Annotated in this window: 19 protein-coding genes; 5 read left to right on the top strand and 14 right to left on the bottom strand. The window is 55.8% G+C overall.

The window, feature by feature from the left end; genetic code table 11:
- Nucleotides 1-184 precede the first annotated feature (184 nt).
- Nucleotides 185-673, bottom strand: a complete 489-nt coding sequence (locus tag L463_RS16985) for a cupin domain-containing protein (protein WP_032103679.1) — start codon at nucleotides 671-673, stop codon at nucleotides 185-187.
- 117 nt (nucleotides 674-790) lie between these two features.
- Between L463_RS16985 and zur the strand changes: the two genes are divergently transcribed.
- Nucleotides 791-1,303 (top strand): zinc uptake transcriptional repressor Zur, encoded by a 513-nt coding sequence (gene zur, locus L463_RS16990; RefSeq protein WP_032103677.1) that lies wholly within the window; start codon nucleotides 791-793, stop codon nucleotides 1,301-1,303.
- A 47-nt stretch (nucleotides 1,304-1,350) separates the two neighbouring features.
- On the opposite strand, the gene L463_RS16995 is transcribed toward zur, so the two are convergent.
- The 4 genes from L463_RS16995 to L463_RS0122620 all read right to left on the bottom strand — a co-directional run bounded on the left by L463_RS16995 (nucleotide 1,351) and on the right by L463_RS0122620 (nucleotide 4,166).
- The gene (locus L463_RS16995) at nucleotides 1,351-1,560 is read right to left on the bottom strand and encodes a CsbD family protein (RefSeq protein ID WP_003860314.1); all 210 of its coding nucleotides are present in this window, start codon (nucleotides 1,558-1,560) and stop codon (nucleotides 1,351-1,353) included.
- Nucleotides 1,561-1,679: 119 nt separating this feature from the next.
- Nucleotides 1,680-3,017 carry an MATE family efflux transporter DinF gene (dinF, locus tag L463_RS17000; protein WP_032103676.1) on the bottom strand — a complete coding sequence of 446 codons (1,338 nt, stop codon included), beginning with the start codon at nucleotides 3,015-3,017 and terminating at the stop codon, nucleotides 1,680-1,682.
- A 63-nt stretch (nucleotides 3,018-3,080) separates the two neighbouring features.
- Nucleotides 3,081-3,689: a transcriptional repressor LexA gene (lexA, locus tag L463_RS17005; protein ID WP_003860318.1), complete on the bottom strand. Its 609-nt coding sequence runs from the start codon at nucleotides 3,687-3,689 to the stop codon at nucleotides 3,081-3,083.
- Between the two features lie 108 nt (nucleotides 3,690-3,797).
- Nucleotides 3,798-4,166 carry a diacylglycerol kinase gene (locus L463_RS0122620; RefSeq protein ID WP_017382619.1) on the bottom strand — a complete coding sequence of 123 codons (369 nt, stop codon included), beginning with the start codon at nucleotides 4,164-4,166 and terminating at the stop codon, nucleotides 3,798-3,800.
- 154 nt (nucleotides 4,167-4,320) lie between these two features.
- Between L463_RS0122620 and plsB the strand changes: the two genes are divergently transcribed.
- The gene (gene plsB / locus L463_RS17010; RefSeq protein ID WP_003860322.1) at nucleotides 4,321-6,741 is read left to right on the top strand and encodes a glycerol-3-phosphate 1-O-acyltransferase PlsB; all 2,421 of its coding nucleotides are present in this window, start codon (nucleotides 4,321-4,323) and stop codon (nucleotides 6,739-6,741) included.
- A gap of 92 nt (nucleotides 6,742-6,833) precedes the next feature.
- On the opposite strand, the gene ubiA is transcribed toward plsB, so the two are convergent.
- The 5 genes from ubiA to malK form a co-directional block, all read right to left on the bottom strand.
- A complete protein-coding gene (ubiA, locus tag L463_RS17015; RefSeq protein WP_015570176.1) occupies nucleotides 6,834-7,700 on the bottom strand; it encodes a 4-hydroxybenzoate octaprenyltransferase in 867 nt (288 codons plus the stop codon).
- A gap of 12 nt (nucleotides 7,701-7,712) precedes the next feature.
- Complete coding sequence (gene ubiC / locus L463_RS17020; protein WP_015570175.1) at nucleotides 7,713-8,210, bottom strand: chorismate lyase; 498 nt, start codon at nucleotides 8,208-8,210, stop codon at nucleotides 7,713-7,715.
- A 172-nt stretch (nucleotides 8,211-8,382) separates the two neighbouring features.
- Complete coding sequence (gene malM / locus L463_RS17025) at nucleotides 8,383-9,321, bottom strand: maltose operon protein MalM (RefSeq protein WP_015570172.1); 939 nt, start codon at nucleotides 9,319-9,321, stop codon at nucleotides 8,383-8,385.
- Between the two features lie 114 nt (nucleotides 9,322-9,435).
- A complete protein-coding gene (locus tag L463_RS17030; protein ID WP_026080558.1) occupies nucleotides 9,436-10,746 on the bottom strand; it encodes a maltoporin in 1,311 nt (436 codons plus the stop codon).
- Between the two features lie 42 nt (nucleotides 10,747-10,788).
- Nucleotides 10,789-11,898, bottom strand: coding sequence for a maltose/maltodextrin ABC transporter ATP-binding protein MalK (gene malK / locus L463_RS17035; protein WP_003860329.1), 1,110 nt, complete (start codon nucleotides 11,896-11,898; stop codon nucleotides 10,789-10,791).
- A 371-nt stretch (nucleotides 11,899-12,269) separates the two neighbouring features.
- Between malK and malE the strand changes: the two genes are divergently transcribed.
- The 3 genes from malE to malG all read left to right on the top strand — a co-directional run bounded on the left by malE (nucleotide 12,270) and on the right by malG (nucleotide 16,031).
- Complete coding sequence (gene malE / locus L463_RS17040) at nucleotides 12,270-13,460, top strand: maltose/maltodextrin ABC transporter substrate-binding protein MalE (RefSeq protein WP_017382618.1); 1,191 nt, start codon at nucleotides 12,270-12,272, stop codon at nucleotides 13,458-13,460.
- Between the two features lie 121 nt (nucleotides 13,461-13,581).
- Complete coding sequence (malF, locus tag L463_RS17045) at nucleotides 13,582-15,126, top strand: maltose ABC transporter permease MalF (protein WP_032673093.1); 1,545 nt, start codon at nucleotides 13,582-13,584, stop codon at nucleotides 15,124-15,126.
- Nucleotides 15,127-15,140: 14 nt separating this feature from the next.
- Complete coding sequence (gene malG, locus L463_RS17050; protein WP_003860332.1) at nucleotides 15,141-16,031, top strand: maltose ABC transporter permease MalG; 891 nt, start codon at nucleotides 15,141-15,143, stop codon at nucleotides 16,029-16,031.
- A 97-nt stretch (nucleotides 16,032-16,128) separates the two neighbouring features.
- Here the strand turns inward: malG and psiE are convergent, their stop codons facing one another.
- From psiE to L463_RS17070, 4 genes are all read right to left on the bottom strand, one after another.
- Nucleotides 16,129-16,539: a phosphate-starvation-inducible protein PsiE gene (gene psiE / locus L463_RS17055; RefSeq protein ID WP_000202963.1), complete on the bottom strand. Its 411-nt coding sequence runs from the start codon at nucleotides 16,537-16,539 to the stop codon at nucleotides 16,129-16,131.
- Between the two features lie 178 nt (nucleotides 16,540-16,717).
- A complete protein-coding gene (locus L463_RS17060) occupies nucleotides 16,718-18,814 on the bottom strand; it encodes a YjbH domain-containing protein (RefSeq protein WP_032103673.1) in 2,097 nt (698 codons plus the stop codon).
- Entirely contained in the window at nucleotides 18,814-19,551 is a 738-nt protein-coding gene (locus L463_RS17065; protein WP_032103670.1) for a capsule biosynthesis GfcC family protein, read from the bottom strand. The genes L463_RS17060 and L463_RS17065 overlap by 1 nt, the downstream gene beginning before the upstream one ends.
- The gene (locus L463_RS17070; RefSeq protein WP_017382614.1) at nucleotides 19,548-20,186 is read right to left on the bottom strand and encodes a YjbF family lipoprotein; all 639 of its coding nucleotides are present in this window, start codon (nucleotides 20,184-20,186) and stop codon (nucleotides 19,548-19,550) included. The genes L463_RS17065 and L463_RS17070 overlap by 4 nt, the downstream gene beginning before the upstream one ends.
- Nucleotides 20,187-20,205 lie beyond the last annotated feature (19 nt).

The raw sequence follows: 20,205 nt of genomic DNA, 5'->3' as shown, positions 1-20,205 counted from the left end.
TAAAATGTTTTTTCACAGTGTGCTCGTAAATAGTTTGTTATTAGTTAACCCTGTCTGTTATCACCCAAACAGGAACGAACTATTGCTGTGAATAAGTGCAAAAAGACCCGCTATTTCCTTAAGTTAAATTCCATCCCGGCCTGTTGTAATATGTGACGACCATCAATATTTATAGAAGAGGAAATTATTTTCGCCCAGGTTTTCCATCGTGCGGCCCAAAAAACTGAGGCGGATGGTCGACCCAGCGGTCTTCGCGCGTCGCGGCATACACCGGATTGAGCGGATAGTAGATGCGGTTATGTTTTTTATTGGCCTCACCCACCACCAGTAAGCGCACCTCTTCATCGGTATTGTTGATAAAGGTATGACACACGCCCGTCCCGGCTGGAAATCCCACGCTGTCTCCGGGTTTGAGCTTCCATAAATAGCCATTGATCCAGGCCTCAGGGTAACCCTCCAGAACGTAAACAAACTCCTCTTCGTCGCTTTCCGCATGCGGATAAGACGTACGGCGTCCGGGTGGCAGCCGTTCATGGTGAATACCAATGCGGCCGAGACCCAGCCTGCGGGCCAGCGGCGCGCCAACAGAAAAACGTTCGTTACTGTCAGGATACGTTGCGTCATCGGCGCCTTCCACGTCCCGCCAGTGCCGAATACAGTCAGGTCTTTTCATTTTGCGATCTCCTGATTTGCGATGCGTCAGGTATAGCACAGCCTGGCGGATCTCGGTGTTTTTAGCAGAACATGATAAAGTGAATGTTTTCACCCCTTACCATATCCGAGGTGCCCGATGGACAAGTCCACAAAAGAGCTGTTAGCGCAAGCTGAAAAGCTGTGCGCGCAACGCAATGTGCGCCTGACCCCGCAGCGCCTTGAGGTACTGCGTCTGATGAGCCTGCAACAGGGCGCCATCAGCGCCTACGATCTGCTCGATCTGCTGCGTGAAAGCGAGCCGCAGGCAAAACCGCCGACCGTTTATCGGGCGCTGGATTTTCTGCTGGAGCAAGGGTTTGTGCATAAAGTGGAATCAACAAACAGCTATGTGCTGTGCCATCTTTTTGACCAGCCAACTCACACGTCCGCCATGTTTATCTGCGATCGCTGTGGTGTGGTGAAGGAAGAGTGTGCGGAAGGTGTGGAAGATATTATGCATACGCTGGCAGCCAGAATGGGCTTTGCGCTGCGCCATAACGTGATTGAAGCCCACGGCTTATGTTCTGCCTGCGTGGAGGTGGAGTCATGCAGCCATCAGGATGCCTGTCAGCACGATCACTCTATCCTGGTGAAGAAAAAGCCGCGTTAAAGCCAAAGAAAAAGGCGGCTCAGGGCCGCCCTTGGGGATAGTGCCGGTTACCAGCGGTAGTCGTTACGGGTTTCCCAGTCTTTGACTTCATTTTCCGCCTGATCTTTTTCGTAACCGTAGCGCTCCTGGATTTTGCCTACCAGCTGATCGCGCTTACCTTCAATGACGGTCATATCGTCATCTGTCAGCTTACCCCACTGTTCTTTCGCTTTACCTTTGAATTGCTTCCAGTTGCCGCCGATTTCGTCTTTATTCATAATCGTGTCCTCGTGTTAAGCGTCTATGAGTATCGTCCGCTTCGTTCTTTTCTGCTGGACGTGATTATTATTGTAGTTAAGGATTCGGCAGTTGTTTTTATATTCGGAATCTTTAACCGTTACGATATATCGTGCGGGGCTGGAAACCAGGTATTGTTTCGCCAGTGACGATGCCAGATAACGGCCAGCGAAAGGCCACGCAGTGAGAGAAACACCGCCAGCGCCAGCCACAGGCCATGATTGCCGAGATACGGCAGGGTTAGCAGCGTCAGGCCGAACCCCGCCGCCGCGACGGCCATGCTGTTGCGCATCTCCGCCCCTCGCGTCGCACCAATAAACATGCCGTCCAGCAAATAGCACCACACGCCCACCACCGGTAATACTACCTGCCAGAGGATGTAGCGATCTGCCAGCTCACGTAGCGCGGGCAACGAGGTGAGTAACGCGACAATATGCCCACCAAAACAGGCGTATACCAGAGCAAAGACCAGCGCCACCAGGCCCGCCTGACGACAGGCAGCACTCCAGACTTCACGTAACTGGCCGCTTTCACGCGCGCCATAGGCCTGCCCTGAATGCGCCTCCACGGCGTAAGCAAAACCATCCAGCGCGTAAGCGGTAAAGGTCAGTAATGTCATAAGCACTGCGTTGACGGCAACGATCTCAGGCCCAAGACGCGCACCAAAAACGGTTAATGCACCAAAGCAGAGTTGCAGCAGAAGCGAACGGAGCATGATGTCGCGATTAAGCGCCAGCAGCTTTCGAATGTTGCCGCGCCAGGCCGATTTCAGCAGATCCAGGGTGATACCGCGCATCGCCAGCACGCGCCAGACCATCCCCAAACCGATCAGCAGCGTACCGTACTCGGCAATCGCCGTGGCCAGCGCCGCGCCCCGGACGTTCATGTGCAGCCCCATCACCAGCCAGAGATCGAGCACAATGTTAAGCAGGTTGCCCACCACCAGCAGGATCACCGGCGCGCGGGCGTACTGCACGCCCAGCAGCCAGCCCAGCAGGACCAGGTTTGCCAGTGAAGCGGGCGCGCTGAGCCAGCGAATTTCGAGGAACCGCCGGGCCTGTTCCAGTACGGCATCGCTGCCGCCTACAATATGGAGCGCAAGATCAATCAGCGGCGTACGCAACAGAACGATTAACGCGCCGGCACCGAATGCCAGAATGAGCGGCTGAACCAGCGCACGCGCCAGACGCAGGGGATCTTTTGCACCATACGCCTGGGCCGTCAGGCCTGTCGTACTCATGCGCAGAAAAAGCAGCAGCATAAAGAGGAAGCTGGTCGCCGTTGCGCCGATCGCGACGCCGCCAAGATAAATCGGCGAATCGAGATGCCCGATAACCGCCGTATCCACCAGCCCCAGCAGAGGAACGGTAATATTGGAAAAAATCATCGGTAGCGCAAGACGCCACAACGCCTTATCGGCAGAAGTTAGCAATGCCATGGAAATTACCGGAATCAGAAAACAGGCCAGGCTGTAGAGGAACTACAGCCTGTCAGGAAGAGATTACAGCCATTCACCGTTGCGGATAACGCCGACCGCCAGCCCTTCAATAGAGAAGCTCTGCTCGCGGAGATCTACCACAATCGGGGAGAATTCATTGTTTTCAGGCAGAAGCTGCACGGTATTGCCTTGTTTTTTCAGGCGCTTAACCGTCACTTCATCATCAATGCGCGCCACCACGACTTGCCCGTTACGCACATCCTGCGTTTTGTGTACCGCCAGCAGATCGCCATCCAGAATACCGATATCTTTCATGGACATTCCGCTAACGCGCAGCAGGAAATCGGCGCTCGGCTTGAACATGCCTGGGTCAACCTGATAGTGCCCTTCGATGTGCTGCTGCGCCAGCAGAGGTTCACCTGCGGCAACGCGGCCCACCAGTGGAATACCGCTCTCTTCTTCCACAAGCAGACGAATGCCGCGTGAGGCGCCGGAAACAATCTCAATCACGCCCTTACGCGCCAGCGCTTTAAGGTGCTCTTCGGCAGCATTAGGAGAACGGAAGCCCAGACGCTGCGCAATTTCTGCACGCGTGGGTGGCATACCCGTCTGGCCGATATGATCCCGAATGAGATCAAACACCTCTTGCTGCCTGGTCGTTAACGCTTTCATACCGCCCCCTGGGTGTATATACAGTTATGCTGTGAGTATATACAGTCAAAGGCGATTTTGGAACCAAAAACTGCACAAAAAACCAGGGACTTAATTATTCCTCGAGGCTCATCGGAAATGCGACCAAAGCAGCGTGACCCAGGTGATCGCCGCAGTGATAATCGCCAGCAGTACGGCAGCGGAACCCATGTCTTTCGCCCGGCCAGACAGTTCATGGAATTCCGACCCGATTCGATCAACTACGGCCTCAATAGCGCTATTCAGAATTTCCACTATCATCACCAGAAGGACAGATCCGATGAGCAGTACGCGGGTGATAGCATCAACATCAAGGAAGCAGGCGATGACAACGGCAACGATTGCGGCAACCGCTTCCTGGCGGAAAGCGGCTTCATTAACCCATGCCGCGCGGAAACCTTTCCATGAATAACCGGCAGCTTTAATGATTCGAGTTAACCCAGTGGTATTATTGGCCATTAAAAGAACCTTTTATGATAAATAGCGTCTGTAACTAAAGCCGCAGCGCGTTTTGCTGCAACCTGAAGTATGACGGGTAACAACAGAAATTTTGCGCGCTTTCTGTTATCCTTGCGCCGCAATTGCATTATTAACCAGAGGCTTTACATCGTTTATGTCCGGCTGGCCACGAATTTACTACAAATTACTTAATTTACCATTAAGCGTCCTGGTAAAAAGTAAGTCTATCCCAGCAGAACCTGCGCTGGAATTAGGGCTCGATACGTCGCGCCCTATTATGTACGTTTTGCCTTATAACTCGAAGGCAGACCTGCTGACGCTTCGCGCTCAATGTCTGGCGCACGATTTACCTGACCCGCTTGAACCGCTGGAAGTCGACGGTACGCTGCTGCCGCGCTACGTGTTCATCCATGGCGGGCCGCGCGTGTTCACCTATTACACGCCGAAAGAAGAGTCCATTAAGCTGTTCCATGATTACCTCGATCTGCACCGCAGCAACCCCGATCTGGACGTGCAGATGGTGCCGGTGTCGGTGATGTTTGGCCGTCGTCCGGGGCGCGAAAAAGGGGAAGAGAACCCGCCGCTGCGTATGCTCAACGGCATTCAGAAGTTCTTCGCCGTCTCCTGGCTGGGACGCGACAGCTTTGTCCGCTTCTCACCTTCCGTTTCACTGCGCCGCATGGCGGATGAACACGGCACTGACAAAATCATTGCGCAAAAGCTGGCGCGCGTTGCGCGTATGCACTTTGCACGTCAGCGTCTGGCGGCCGTTGGACCACGTCTCCCGGCACGTCAGGATCTGTTCAACAAGCTGCTGGCTTCCAAAGCGATTGCCCGTGCCGTAGAAGACGAAGCGCGCAGCAAGAAAATTTCGCACGAGAAAGCGCAGCAGAACGCGATAGCGCTGATGGAAGAGATCGCCGCGAATTTCTCCTACGAGATGATTCGCCTCTCTGACCGTATCCTTGGCTTCACGTGGAACCGCCTCTATCAGGGGATTAACGTCCACAACGCCGAGCGCGTACGTCAGTTAGCGCACGACGGCCACGAGATTGTCTATGTGCCCTGCCACCGCAGCCACATGGACTACCTGTTGCTCTCTTACGTGCTCTATCACCAGGGTCTGGTGCCGCCGCATATTGCTGCCGGTATCAACCTGAACTTCTGGCCAGCAGGCCCGATTTTCCGCCGTCTGGGTGCGTTCTTTATTCGTCGTACCTTCAAGGGTAACAAGCTTTACTCCACCGTCTTCAGGGAGTATCTGGGCGAGCTGTTCAGCCGCGGTTATTCCGTGGAGTACTTTGTTGAAGGCGGTCGCTCGCGTACCGGTCGTCTGCTCGATCCGAAGACCGGCACGCTGTCGATGACCATTCAGGCCATGCTGCGTGGCGGTACGCGTCCTATCACGCTGGTGCCTATTTACATCGGTTATGAACACGTGATGGAAGTGGGCACCTACGCGAAAGAGCTGCGCGGTGCGACCAAAGAGAAAGAGAGTCTGCCGCAGATGCTGCGTGGGCTGAGTAAACTGCGCAACCTCGGCCAGGGCTACGTGAACTTTGGTGAGCCCCTGCCGTTGATGACATATCTGAACCATCATGTTCCGGAGTGGCGCGAGTCTATCGATCCTATCGAAGCGGTACGTCCGGCCTGGCTGACGCCAACGGTCAACGGCATTGCATCCGAGCTGATGGTACGCATCAACAATGCTGGTGCGGCAAACGCCATGAACCTGTGTTGTACTGCGCTTCTGGCCTCCCGCCAGCGTTCACTGACCCGCGAACAGCTGACCGAGCAGATTGACTGCTACCTGGATATCATGCGCAACGTGCCGTATTCCGTTGATTCGACCGTGCCGTCTGCCACCGCCAGCGAGCTGATCGATCACGCGTTGCAGATGAACAAGTTCGAAGTCGAGAAAGATACGATTGGTGACATCATCATTCTGCCGCGCGAGCAGGCCGTGCTGATGACCTACTACCGCAATAACATCACGCACATGCTGATGCTGCCGTCGCTGATGGCGGCCATTATTACCCAGCACCGCCGGATTTCGCGTCAGGAGCTGCTGCGCCATATTCAGGCCATCTACCCAATGCTGAAAGCGGAGCTGTTCCTGCGCTGGAGTAAGGATGAACTGGCGGCAGAGCTCGATAAAATGACGGCAGAGATGCATCGTCAGGGGCTGATTACCATCAGTGATGATGAACTGCATATCAATCCGTCACGTTCCCGTACCTTGCAGCTTCTGGCTTCCGGTGCGCGTGAGACGTTGCAGCGCTACGCCATTACCTTCTGGTTGCTGAGTGCAAATCCGTCCATCAACCGCGGTACGCTGGAAAAAGAGAGCCGGACGCTGGCCCAGCGCCTTTCCGTTCTGCATGGCATTAACGCCCCGGAATTCTTCGACAAAGCGGTATTCAGCTCCCTGGTGCTGACGCTGCGCGACGAAGGGTACATTAGCGATACGGGCGATGCCGAGCCGGAAGAGACGATGAAGGTTTACCAGATGCTGGCAGAGCTGATTACCGCGGATGTGCGTTTGACGATTGAGAGTTCGACGCAGGGCGAATGATGCTAAAGCCGGGTGGCGCTAACGCTTACCCGGCCTACATGTTCCGCTAAATCGTAGGCCGGGTAAGGCGAAGCCGCCACCCGGCTTTTTTATCACCAGTAACTCATCGCCAGGCCCAGAAACAGCACCAGCCCGACGTAGTTATTATTCAGAAACGCTTTAAAGCAGGCTTCACGCTCGCGCTTCGCGATCAGCTTCTGCTGATACGCAAACAGCAGCCCCGCCACCAGTACGGACCAGTAAAACTCCCAGTTCAGCCCGTTCAGGCGACCAATCGCCACCATCAGCGCCAGCACCGCCACCTGCAATATGCCGATGATAAGTTTGTCGTGACGACCAAACAGGATCGCCGTCGATTTGATGCCAATCTTGAGATCGTCATCGCGATCGACCATCGCGTATTGGGTATCGTACGCAACGGCCCAGAGAATATTCGCCAGGAACATCAGCCAGCAGCTGAGCGGAACGGACTCGCTGACCGCGGCAAACGCCATGGGAATCGACCAGCCAAATGCCGCACCCAATACCACCTGCGGCAGATGGGTGTATCGCTTCATGAACGGGTAAACCCAGGCCAGCGCCAGAGCAGCAACGGACAGCAGAATGGTCATGGTGTTAAGGGTTAACACCAGCATGAATGAGAGCAGCACCAGCACCACGAACAGAATGCGCGCCTCTTTCCCGGTCACCTGACCGCTCGGCAGAGGACGATTCGCGGTGCGCTTAACATGTCCATCAAATTTCCGGTCAGCATAGTCGTTAACCACACAGCCCGCAGCGCGCATCAGCCAGACGCCCGCCACAAACACCGCCAGGATCCACAGCGGCGGCACGCCCGGCGTGGCAACCCACAGCGCCCATAAGGTCGGCCACAGCAGCAGTAGCGCGCCAATGGGTTTATCAGTACGCATCAGGCGGTGATAGGCCAGCAGCTTATTCTGCGTCAGACTCCACTCCATTTTTTCTCCCTCTTAGTACAACGGCGATGCAGGCAAAAAGAGTTCCGTCAGTATTAACGGCTTGCCACTCAAACGAAGGCGGGAACGGCGCCCCCACAAATCGGCATCGCAACCAATTTCAATAAAATCACGGGTCAGTTCAGACGAGGTGAACAGATAGCGCCCCAGGGGCGTTTTGCCGAGGCGTTGCAATGCCAGCTCCGGCCCGGAAAGTGTAGACTCAGGAACCACCGTCCGCCCGGCAAGCCACGGCTCGCCATCGGCACACAGTAAAATTTCACGCAGCCAGTAGCGTTCTTCCTGCGGCAGCAGCGGCAGCTCGCTGGCAATCTCCGCAGGCGAGACAAACCCTTCCTGAATCATCGTCACCGTGACCGTTTTACCCTGTTGCTCAAAACGTTTTGTCATGGAATCTTCCAGCAGCAGCCAGTCCAGTTGCTCCGGGTCAAGCGCGGGTATTTGGTCGAAATAGCGTAGCGCACGCAGCTGCGTTAGCGCGGGGTGTGACATGCCAGACTCTCCGATACATAACGTAAAGGCATTGTATCGCAGATTGGCAAAATGAGGACGGACAAACCAAATTTAGCGATCACTATCGCAACAATGGTGCAACTTAGCCAAAAAAAGTGCGCCCGTGAAGGCGCACTAAACGACTAACAAAATCAGCACTGTGGGGAGACGGTTACCCCTTGCCTTTTACACTGCTGATAAAGGTGGAACGGGCAGTGGTTGAACCTAAACGCTCGGCTTCATCAAGCAGTTTCAGCGCTTTATCGACATCGCCGTTTTTAACCGCCTGCTTGATGGCGTTGTTAAAGTAAGTTTCAGTATCGTTAAGCACCGGCTCGGCTTTTTTCGCCGGGGCCGGAGCTGCGGCCGGTGCTGCGGCAGGCGCGGCATACACAGGCGCGGCAGTATTACCCACCGTTACCGGACCCGGGCCAGATGAGCCAAACAGCGGGCCTACGAGTACGCTGGAGGCGCTGTTGGTGGAGACTTTCAGCTTGATCAGACCATCGGTGGTATGACGGGCAAGCGGGTCCGGAATATCCGGAACAGAGTTCCCCGTGCCTTTCGCATAGGCTTTTGCCGGGTCAACAAGCTTCGTGGTTTGCTGCAAATCTTTTTCAGTCGTGAACACCAGAACATAAATCTTCTGCTGACCCAGGGCTGGTGTCAGGCGCATAACGCCTTCCAGCCGATCGGCGCTCATGACGCCAGGCTCCTGATAGCTGAAATAGTCGCTTGGGAAGAACGCGGATGGCGTCATGTTCTGATCGAGGATCAGCACGTTAGGCGCGAAGACGCTGGTCTGTTTATTGACTTCACTGGTCAATGTCAGGGTCAGCTCGCCGATATTCGCCGGCACGCTGAAAGCCGCAACCGGACCGCTGATACCCGGCACGTTCAGTGACTGGCCCCCCGCTGAAAGCTGGGTAGTTTGTGTTTTCGATTGATCAACTGGCGTCCACACCAGTTGCTGAAGTGCCGCAGCCGGAATAGCTGGCGCAGCGCTGGTATTTTGAGGAACAAAATTCACATCTGCAAAGGTGACCGCAGGCGCACAGGCCAACAGCCCCGCAGAGAGGCACAGCGCGACGAGACTTTTCTTCATTTTCATTGTTATTACCTCTGATAGCGTGAGCACTGCGGTGGCCAGGCAATAGCGCGCAGCACCCTAAGGAGAGAGGGGCTTGCGCCCCTCTTTTCAGGTCATTACGTCAGGCTTGACGAATTACCACCAGATTTCCATCTGGGCGCCGAAGGTCCACTCATCGTTGTCGCCACGGCTGAAGGTTTTCGCGGAGGTGTCGCTATACGCTACGCCAGAGGTGTAACCTGCACCTGAGTCGTTGTTTGCATAGCCCCATTTCTCATCCCACTTCGCGTAGGTTGCGAAGACGCGGATAGCCGGACGGGACCAGATGCTGTCGCCTGCCTGCCATTGCTGTGCCAGGGTGATTTTGTACTGGCTGTTTTTGTCGTCAGTTTTCTGAGATTTGACGTTGTCGTAGCCCACTTCCAGCAAGGTGCTCATGATCGGCGTCCATTTGAACATTGGACGAACACCCACGGTCCACCACTCGGTACCGTTGTTGTTGTCACGATCGATGTTCTGGTACATACCGACGTACATCAGGTCCCAACGGTCTGCCAGGGTGATTGCACCGTGATCCAGCACGCGCCACATAGAGCCGTCGTTATCGATGCTGCCGCCCTGTGGAATACCTTTACCGTTAGAGGTCATGGAGTCCGTACCGTATTGCAGCACGAACTTGTTGAAGCCTTTCATCATGCTCTGGGTGTGTTCAGCGGTGAACAGCCAGCCATCTTTAGAGGCGCCAGGTTGCAGATAGTAGTCGTCAGGAATGTTGGTATGACCATAGTCAACGCCTAGCTCCAGCGTACCGCCCGGGTTGGTTTCCAGACCGGCTAAACGCACGTCGAAGACGTCGTTTGGTACTACGTTGTCATAAATACGGTCACCGTTCGCATCACGATCGGCGAAGGTCGCAGAACCGCCGGACTCAGAAGAACGGGTCGCTGCAAGAGAGAGTTTACCAAAGCCCAGATCGATGTTTTCAATACCGGCACCAGGACCAGAGATATCCCAGTAGTAGAAGTCGATCATGTGTACGTCATGACGCTGATAGAAGCGTTTACCGGCCCAGATGGTAGAGCCTGGCAGCCATTCAATCAGGTTTTTACCCTGCACGTTAGCTTCACGGAAGGCCGGGCTGGTGGATTCCCAGTCATTCTGTTGAGAAACGGAGTACGCTACGTTGGTGTCGAAATAGAAGCTCTTGTCGCCTTCTTTCCACACTTCCTGGCCCAGTTTCAGTTCGGCGTAGGTTTCACATTCGTTACCGAGACGGTATTTACTTTGTGCGCCTGTTGCCTGGAAACATTGTTGTTCACCGCCACTTCCGGTCCAGCCAATGCCGGAACGAGCATAACCTTTAAAGTCTACGGCGCCCGCCTGGGCAGACAGGATGCCTGCCGCAATGGCGACAGCCAGAGGGACTTTGCGCAGAGTAATCATTATTCTATCTCCTGAGATCATTGCTTTTCTTTGTAATTGGAATGCTTAAACGCCTGGCTCTTTGTGCAACCGACGACATGCAGTGCCATCCTCACGGAACAGATGGCAGCGCTCTGGCGGCAAACCGATAGCGAATGTGGCACCCTCTTCTACCAACACCACGTCATTCTGGCGGTAGACCAGGTTCTGACGGATGGCGGGGATCTGGATATGAATCTGTGTTTCATGACCAAGCTGTTCGACGACCTGAACTTCACCTTCCAGCGTCACATCAGCGATGTGGCTCGGCAGTAAATGCTCAGGGCGGATACCGAGGGACATGTTGGCCCCCACCTGTACGTTAGCGCTGTCGACCGGCAGCCAGACTTGCTGACGGTTTGGCAGCTCCACCTGTACCTGTTCGATTGCCGTCGCGGTCACTTTTACGGGCAGGAAGTTCATCTTTGGCGAGCCAATGAAGCCCGCAACAAAGCGGTCTGCCGGGTAGTGATACAGCTCCAGCGGCTTGCCCACCTGCGCCACGCGACCGGCGTCCAGCACCACGATTTTGTCGGCCAGCGTCATCGCTTCGACCTGATCGTGGGTGACGTAAATCATCGTGCGTCCAAGGCGTTTGTGCAGACGGGAGATTTCGATACGCATCTGGACGCGCAGGGCGGCATCCAGGTTAGAAAGCGGTTCATCGAGCAGGAACACGCGCGGCTCGGCCACCAGCGTACGGCCGATCGCCACACGCTGACGCTGACCACCGGAGAGCGCCTTCGGTTTACGCTCCAGCAAATGTGCCAGCTGGAGCACTTCCGCCACCTGGGTGACGCGCTGGTTAATGGTCTCTTTTTTCGCGCCGGCCAGCTTCAGGCCAAAGGACATGTTCTCGGCAACGGAAAGATGCGGATAAAGGGCATAAGACTGGAACACCATGCCCACGCCGCGTTCAGCTGGCGGGATGTCGTTCATTCGGGTATCACCAATAAATAAATCGCCACTGGTGATGGTTTCAAGACCGGCAATCATACGCAGCAGAGTCGATTTACCACAGCCTGATGGACCCACGAACACCACAAACTCACCTTCGTGGATGTCCAGATTGATGTCTTTTGACACCACTACGTCGCCCCAGGCTTTCGTTACATTACGCAGCTGTACGCTCGCCATGCCCTTCTCCCTTCGTTACAACCTGTCACCGACAGAAACATTCAAGATAAGTTCACTATGCGTGTTCCATTACTTTCGTGAATCCTCCACCCCCCGGCTTTTTTATGGGGGAGGAGGCGGGAGGATGAGAGAGCAGGCTCTGCGACCGCAGCGGAGGGGCTGAGGCGAAAATCGTGAAGCGGCCTGCAAAATTCAGTGGGTTTTTATGTGCGCCAGCACTCATAACTTAAATTTATGTTACAGGGATCACACAAACAGGGGGTGGGGCGTAGGGACTGGGAGGATGGAAAGAGGATGTCAAATAAGGAGACTGAGTCACGTTGAACCACCTTATGTATCCACGAGCACATCACCAATAAAGGATGGCAGATATGAAGATCAAGACTGGCGCACGCGTTTTCGCATTGTCCGCCCTCGCAGCAATGATGATTTCCGCACCGGCTCTCGCCAAAATTGAAGAAGGTAAGCTGGTTATCTGGATTAACGGCGACAAGGGCTATAACGGTCTGGCCGAAGTGGGCAAAAAATTCGAGAAAGACACCGGTATCAAAGTCACCGTAGAACACCCGGACAAACTGGAAGAGAAGTTCCCGCAGGTTGCGGCAACTGGCGATGGTCCGGACATTATCTTCTGGGCGCATGACCGTTTCGGGGGCTACGCGCAGTCTGGCCTGCTGGCAGAAGTTACGCCAGACAAAGCCTTCCAGGACAAACTGTTCCCGTTCACCTGGGACGCCGTTCGCTATAACGGCAAGCTGATCGCTTACCCAATCGCGGTTGAAGCGCTGTCTCTGATTTACAACAAAGACCTGGTGCCAAACCCGCCGAAGACCTGGGAAGAGATCCCTGCTCTGGATAAAGAGCTGAAGGCGAAAGGTAAATCCGCTCTGATGTTCAACCTGCAAGAGCCGTACTTCACCTGGCCGCTGATTGCTGCCGACGGCGGTTACGCGTTCAAGTTTGAAAACGGCAAATATGACGTGAAAGACGTGGGCGTGGACAACGCAGGTGCGAAAGCGGGTCTGACCTTCCTGGTTGACCTCATCAAGAACAAACACATGAACGCGGATACTGACTACTCCATCGCGGAAGCGGCGTTCAACAAAGGCGAAACCGCGATGACTATCAACGGTCCGTGGGCCTGGACCAACATCGACAAGAGCAAAATCAACTACGGCGTGACCCTGCTACCAACCTTCAACGGCAAACCGTCTAAACCGTTCGTGGGCGTGCTGAGCGCAGGCATCAACGCCGCCAGCCCGAACAAAGAGCTGGCGAAAGAGTTCCTCGAAAACTACCTGCTGACCGATCAGGGTCTGGATGAAGTGAACAAGGACAAGCCGCTGGGCGCCGTTGCGCTGAAATCCTTCCAGGATCAGCTGGCGAAAGATCCGCGTATTGCGGCCACCATGGATAACGCCCAGAAAGGCGAAATCATGCCGAACATCCCACAGATGGCTGCGTTTTGGTACGCCACCCGTACCGCGGTCATCAACGCTGCAAGCGGTCGCCAGACTGTCGATGCCGCACTGAAAGATGCTCAGGGCCGTATTACTAAGTAAGTCTGAAAAACGGCGGGTGGCGCGTGCGCTTACCCGCCCTACGACTACGGCACGATCCGTAGGTCAGGTAAGCGCAGCGCCACCTGACGATAAGTTTCCACCGTTGTAGAGGAAGAACCCCATGGATGTCATTAAAAAGAAACACTGGTGGCAAAGCGACGCACTGAAGTGGTCAGTGATAGGTCTGCTGTGTCTGCTGGTGGGTTACCTTGTTGTTTTAATGTACGTGCAAGGGGAATACCTGTTTGCCATCATGACGCTGATTTTAAGCTCGGTTGGCCTGTATATTTTCGCCAACCGTAAAGCGTACGCCTGGCGCTATGTCTACCCGGGCGTTGCCGGGATGGGGCTGTTTGTCCTCTTTCCGCTGATCTGCACCATCGCGATTGCCTTTACCAACTACAGCAGCACCAACCAGCTCGCGCAGGAGCGTGCCACCCAGGTGCTTCTGGATCGTTCTTACCAGGCGGGTAAAACCTTTAACTTCGGCCTGTATCCCACGGGTGACGAGTGGAAGTTAGCGCTCACTGACGGTGAGAGCGGCAAAACCTATCTTTCCGACGCGTTCAAATTTGGCGGCGAGCAGAAGCTGGCCTTAAAAGAGGCTGCGGCCCTGCCGGAAGGTGAACGTGCGAACCTGCGTATCATTACCCAGAATCGTCAGGCGCTGACCCAGCTCACCGCCGTGCTGCCCGATGACAGCAAAGTAACCATGAGCTCGCTGCGCCAGTTCTCCGGCACGCAGCCGCTTTATACTCTGGCGGATGACGGCACGCTGACCAACAACCAGAGCGGCGTGAAGTACCGTCCGAACAACGATATCGGTTTCTATCAGTCGGTGAATGCCGACGGCAGCTGGGGCGACGACAAACTCAGCCCGGGCTATACCGTCACCATCGGCTGGGACAACTTCACCCGCGTATTTACCGACGAAGGCATCCAGAAACCGTTCTTCGCCATCTTCGTCTGGACGGTGGTCTTCTCGGTGCTGACCGTGATCCTGACCGTGGCCGTGGGCATGGTGCTGGCCTCCCTCGTGCAGTGGGAGTCCCTGAAAGGCAAAGCGATTTACCGCGTGCTGCTGATTCTGCCCTACGCCGTGCCGTCGTTTATCTCGATTCTGATTTTCAAAGGGCTATTTAACCAGAGCTTCGGTGAAATCAACATGATGCTGAGCGCGCTGTTCGGTATCAAACCGGCCTGGTTCAGCGACCCAACCACCGCCCGCTCGATGATTATCATCGTGAACACCTGGCTCGGTTATCCGTACATGATGATCCTGTGCATGGGGCTGCTGAAGGCTATCCCGGACGACCTGTACGAAGCCTCGGCGATGGACGGCGCGGGTCCGTTCCAGAACTTCTTCAAAATTACCCTGCCGCTGCTCATTAAGCCGCTGACGCCGCTGATGATCGCCAGCTTCGCCTTTAACTTTAACAACTTTGTGCTGATTCAGCTGTTGACCAACGGTGGCCCGGACCGTCTCGGCACCACCACGCCGGCAGGCTATACCGACCTGCTCGTGAGCTACACCTACCGCATCGCCTTCGAGGGCGGCGGCGGTCAGGACTTCGGCCTGGCGGCGGCGATTGCCACCCTGATCTTCCTGCTGGTGGGCGCCCTGGCGATTGTGAACCTGAAAGCCACACGTATGAAATTTGACTAAGGAGGGCACTGAACATGGCAATGGTACAACCCAAATCTCAGAAACTGCGCCTCCTCGCGACGCACTTAGGCCTGCTGATTTTCATCGCGGCGATCATGTTCCCGCTGCTGATGGTTATCGCCATCTCCCTGCGCTCGGGGAACTTCGCCACCGGGAGCCTGATCCCGGACGAAATCTCCTGGGAGCACTGGAAGCTCGCGCTGGGCTTCAGCGTGGAACATGCGGATGGCCGCGTCACGCCGCCGCCGTTCCCGGTGCTGCTGTGGCTATGGAACTCGGTGAAGGTGGCGACCATCACTGCGATCGGCATCGTAACGCTCTCCACCACCTGCGCTTACGCCTTCGCCCGTATGCGTTTCCCGGGCAAAGCGACGCTGCTGAAAGGGATGCTGATTTTCCAGATGTTCCCGGCCGTGCTGTCGCTGGTGGCGTTGTATGCCCTGTTTGACCGTCTTGGGCAGTATGTGCCGTTCATCGGCCTGAACACTCACGGCGGCGTGATCTTCGCCTATCTTGGCGGCATCGCCCTTCATGTGTGGACTATCAAGGGCTATTTCGAAACCATCGACGGCTCGCTGGAAGAAGCGGCGGCGCTGGATGGGGCGACACCGTGGCAGGCGTTCCGTCTGGTGCTGCTGCCGCTGTCGGTGCCGATTCTGGCGGTGGTGTTTATCCTGTCGTTTATCGCCGCCATCACCGAAGTCCCGGTCGCCTCACTGCTACTGCGCGATGTGAACAGCTACACCCTTGCCGTCGGTATGCAGCAGTACCTCAACCCGCAAAACTACCTGTGGGGCGACTTTGCCGCGGCGGCCGTCCTCTCTGCCATCCCGATTACCGTGGTGTTCCTGCTGGCCCAGCGCTGGCTGGTCAACGGCCTGACGGCGGGCGGTGTGAAAGGTTAAGTTTCATTTGTTATGCCACTGCAACCCTCAACTTTAGACGTATTGTATTGAACCAACTTGTGACTGTTATTCGGCGGCCTCCGGGCCGCCATTTTTTTTATTCGCGTTTCAGCCGCTTCGAGTTGCACAGCCAGAGGGTGATCACCAGCAGCAGGATCGCCGCCGAGTAGATCAGCACGTCGAGCGGGGATTTATGATCGACGATGATCAGCCGCACAATGGCGGTGATGCCAATGTAGACAAAATAGCGCAGCGGGAAGTGAAAGCCGGACTGAAAGTACTTCACAATCAGGGCGATAAATTCAAAGTAGAGAAAGTAGACCACCAGGCCTTCCACCAGCGCGTATTTGCTGGTTTGCTCAGGGGCGAACAGCACATCCGCCAGATGCACCGTCTCTTTACCCAGAAAAACGACCAGGATCAGGCCAAGGCTCAGCAGACCGAGGTTCAGCACGGTCTGGAGTATCGTTGAGATAAACTCAACGCGCGGACGAGTCAGGGATGTCATACAGCACCTCATTCTCCAAGGCGAGGTTCCTGTATAACGCAAAAATGTGACGGGGATCTATATTTTTTGTTTATGTTTTGTCCAGATGAACATTCTTGCCGGGCGGCACTGCGTTTGCCCGGCCTACAAAAACACTCTCGTAGGCCCGGTAAGCGCAGCGCCACCGGGCAAATAAGCATCAGCGGAAGTTAATGTTCTTATCGCTGGTCATATCATACAGCTGGAATTTACGTCCAAGCTGCTGACCGCCGTCGCGCGTCAGCGGCGTCCAGCCCACTGCCGCACGGCTGCGGGTTGGGCCTGATGAGAACAGATCCAGCGGAATCGACACGTACACCCCTTTGGTGAAGTCCCCTTCCCCGTACTCGTCTGGCGAAACGTTGGTGATGGTGGCATAGCCGCCCACCACCACGCCGCTGTCGAAGTGTTTGGAGATATCCAGCGTGCCGCCCTTATCACCCGCCAGATACTGGCCGACGCTGGCTTTCACCAGCACGTCCTGCGCGAACGACGGCGTCCAGTAGGCGGTCAGGTGGCCGGTTTTGACGCTGTAGTCGGTGAATTTCATCATGTCCTGCGCGCTGCGCCAGTCACGCTGTTTCACGTAGTTAGCATCAATCCCAAACGCCCAGTTGCTGTCGACAGGACGATAAAGCACTTCTGCCCCGGCGCCGCCGAACATGGTTTCCAGATAGCCACCGTAAACCTGGCCGTAGAAGCCGTTGCCGAAGTACTGGAAGTAGTTGGCCTGGAGGTTATTCACGTAGATATCGTTCTGCACATATTCGCGAACGCGGGTACGCACGCGCGGCAGTTTTGAATCGTTCGGCGGGTTGGTGTAGTTAAATTTGTCGTAGTTGTTGGCAATGTTGCCGAACAGACTACCAGTGGTCAACAGGTGGTCGGTCACCCACAGATCCGCCGTCGCCATCGCCCCCAGCTGATACATGTAGAAGTTTTCCGGCCCACCCACGGACTGGTTCAGCACCGGATCGATATGGAAATCGAAGCGGGATTTATCGATATACCAGCCCTGCTCGGTGCTCTCTGGCACCACCGGCTCAACGCGTTTTTGTACCAGCTCGGTTTCATGTCCCAGCGGTTCGCCTTCAAGATGACGCTTAAGGCTGGCAACATCGGTTTCGGTTGTGACCTGCGGCAGGTTGAGGCGGTTCTCCGTCACGCGGATCGTGCGGATCCCCTCCGGCAGATCGTTCATGACGATCCGGTTGGCGCGCTCGATCCCTTCGCGGGAGTCGCGGTATTTTACCTGCTCGCCGGTGACGTACAGCGTATCGCCTTTGGTCTGGATCTTTGGATCCGCCAGGCCCGCGTTATATTTCAGCAGCGTCAGCTGGTTCGCTACCACGGAGTGCTGAATGATCGCATCCTGCGGCTCCGGCTGATATTTTGGCCGCGGGTTATCATTGTAGTGCGGCCGCATGTCGTTAAAGTTAGTGCGCAGGGTAAAGCCAAACATCAGGGTATTACCGCGCTCATAGCTGAGGTTAACGTCGGCCCAGTCGGTGACGCGGTAAATGGCGCCGACGTTAAACTTGCTCTTTTGCTCAATTTTCCCGGCGAAGTCCTGCGAGTAGTCGTTTCCTTCGTACTCCAGCTTCAGACGTAACGGCTGCCACGGTGTTTGATACTCCACGCCGCCAAACAGCGAGGCCGGGCCGTGGAACATCTGGTCCCCGTTGATGGAGCCCGCTTTCTGGTAGCTGTTATCGCGGTAGCAGTATTTATCGCTGTAGGTACAGAACGGATTTTTGACGTTGCCGCTGGTGCCGAGATAGCCCCATCCCAGACCGAGTGAGAAATCAAACGGTCCCCAGGCTTTGCTGGCCACGATGTATTCCGCGTCAAACAGGCCGGTCCCGCCGATATCCTTCGCACCAACGGAGACCTGCGGCATCCAGTAGCTCTCTTCCCACAGGCGCAGCTTCACGTCGAAAGCTTTGTCTTTATAAGTCTGGTCGCCGGAGAAGGCATCCACGCTGCTGTACTGTTTTGTACGCACGTCGGTGTAGCGCAGCGTGGTCTCCAGCCAGGGGAACAGCTGCACGGACGCAGAGTAGTAACGGTACTGATCGTTATCGCGATAGTTAAGGCTGATTTCCCCCTCGCGGGCCATACGCGCGGTTGGGGTTTGCAGTAAGCCCACGCCGCCAAAATCGGACTGCGACGGGCCGATGGGTGCCGGATACGTTTCTGCATGACAGGCGGCACTCACGCACAGTGCAAGCATGCTGTAGAGATAGGTTTTTTTCATTATTCCGGTATCCGCTGTATCAGGGAGCGAAGGATATCGGCATTAAGCCCGTCATACGCTTTCGTCCAGAAATGGTCGGCAAAACCGACAAAAATGATGCTGCCTGGCATAGGTTCGATATGGCGTTTATTCCAGTAAGCCACCGGCGCTTTCTGCGTATGCCCGTCCGGATAGACCACCCAGGCATAGCTGTTATCCGCTCCGCTGAGCAGACTTTGCTCGTCGAGATAGCTCGCCACGTCCCGGCCCGGCGCAAACGGCTTTTTGCCAGGGCTGCTGAGAAGCCCCATCACGGTGACGGTGGAAGGTTGAGCCGGAAGCCACAGGGTATAGTCCCCTTCCAGCGACGGATTGCCGTTTTCCGCAACGCGCACCTCATCCGGATCCAGATTCACCTTCTGGCGCCCCGTCACCTTAACCGCCTGAAGCTGTTGACGCAGGCTAGTAATGGCCGCGGCATCGTCGGTATCTTCCTGTTGTGCCAGCCCGCTCAGTCGGGCGAGCAGCGCCTGATGTTTTTGTTCCGCTACGATCGTCGCCTGACGCTCGCTGATCACCGCCCCGGTCCACCAGCTTTTCGCCAGCCTCGGCTGCCCCACCAGATCGAGCAGATGCCCGGCATTGGTTAAGGTTTTAGGTTTTTCGCTGTCCGGGGTGTAGACCTGTACCGTTCCCGCAGACCACGCCAGCGGCGAGGTCAGGCTGGCGAGAAGCGCAATGTGGATGAACATTTTCATGATTTCGCCGCCTTGATCAGGGTGGCCTTCACCGGGAAGAAACCGGCACCGAGATACTGTAAGGACTGGCGGATTTGCCCCTCTTCGTCCACCCAGAAGCGGTTATGCCAGGTGGCCTGATCGGTTGTCACTTCTTCATCCAGCACGCGCACCTGCGTTTCGTCGCTGCCCACTTTGACACTGTCCGTACCGTCCCAGCGGAAGGTGGAGCGGGCCGTGGCGTAGCGCACCTGTTTATGCTCGGTCCAGCCCATCGTGCGCGTCCAGCTTGCGCCATCGACGATCTGATTCGGCTTGATGAGCGGATCTTCAGCCAGGTTGTTCACCTCAAGCAGGTTGTCGCCACCGAGCAACGTTTTCACGATGCGGGAATGCTGCGTCACGATGGTGGCCTGATCCTGCGTCACCCATTTCTGCTGCCCGTTTTCATCGAAAGCGAGCACCACAAACAGTTGCGGACCATCGTTTAGCTGCATGTACTGGCTGGCATACGGCATGTTCTGAAGTTCGTCATCGGTCAGATGCACGCCCGGCGTGCCGAACATGCTGTCCCACAGTGAGTGGCCCAGCCCTTTGGTGGTAGCTGAGCACGCCTGCAACAGCAGGCAAATCAGGATGATTGCAGGTCGCTTCACGACTCTTCTCCGAAGGGGC

It is taken from the genome of Enterobacter sp. BIDMC 27, from assembly GCF_000534415.1.
In the GTDB taxonomy this organism is placed as follows: domain Bacteria; phylum Pseudomonadota; class Gammaproteobacteria; order Enterobacterales; family Enterobacteriaceae; genus Enterobacter; species Enterobacter hormaechei_C.
The sequence above is the reverse complement of the archived record's forward strand: the minus strand, read 5'-3'. Positions and strand labels throughout refer to the sequence as shown.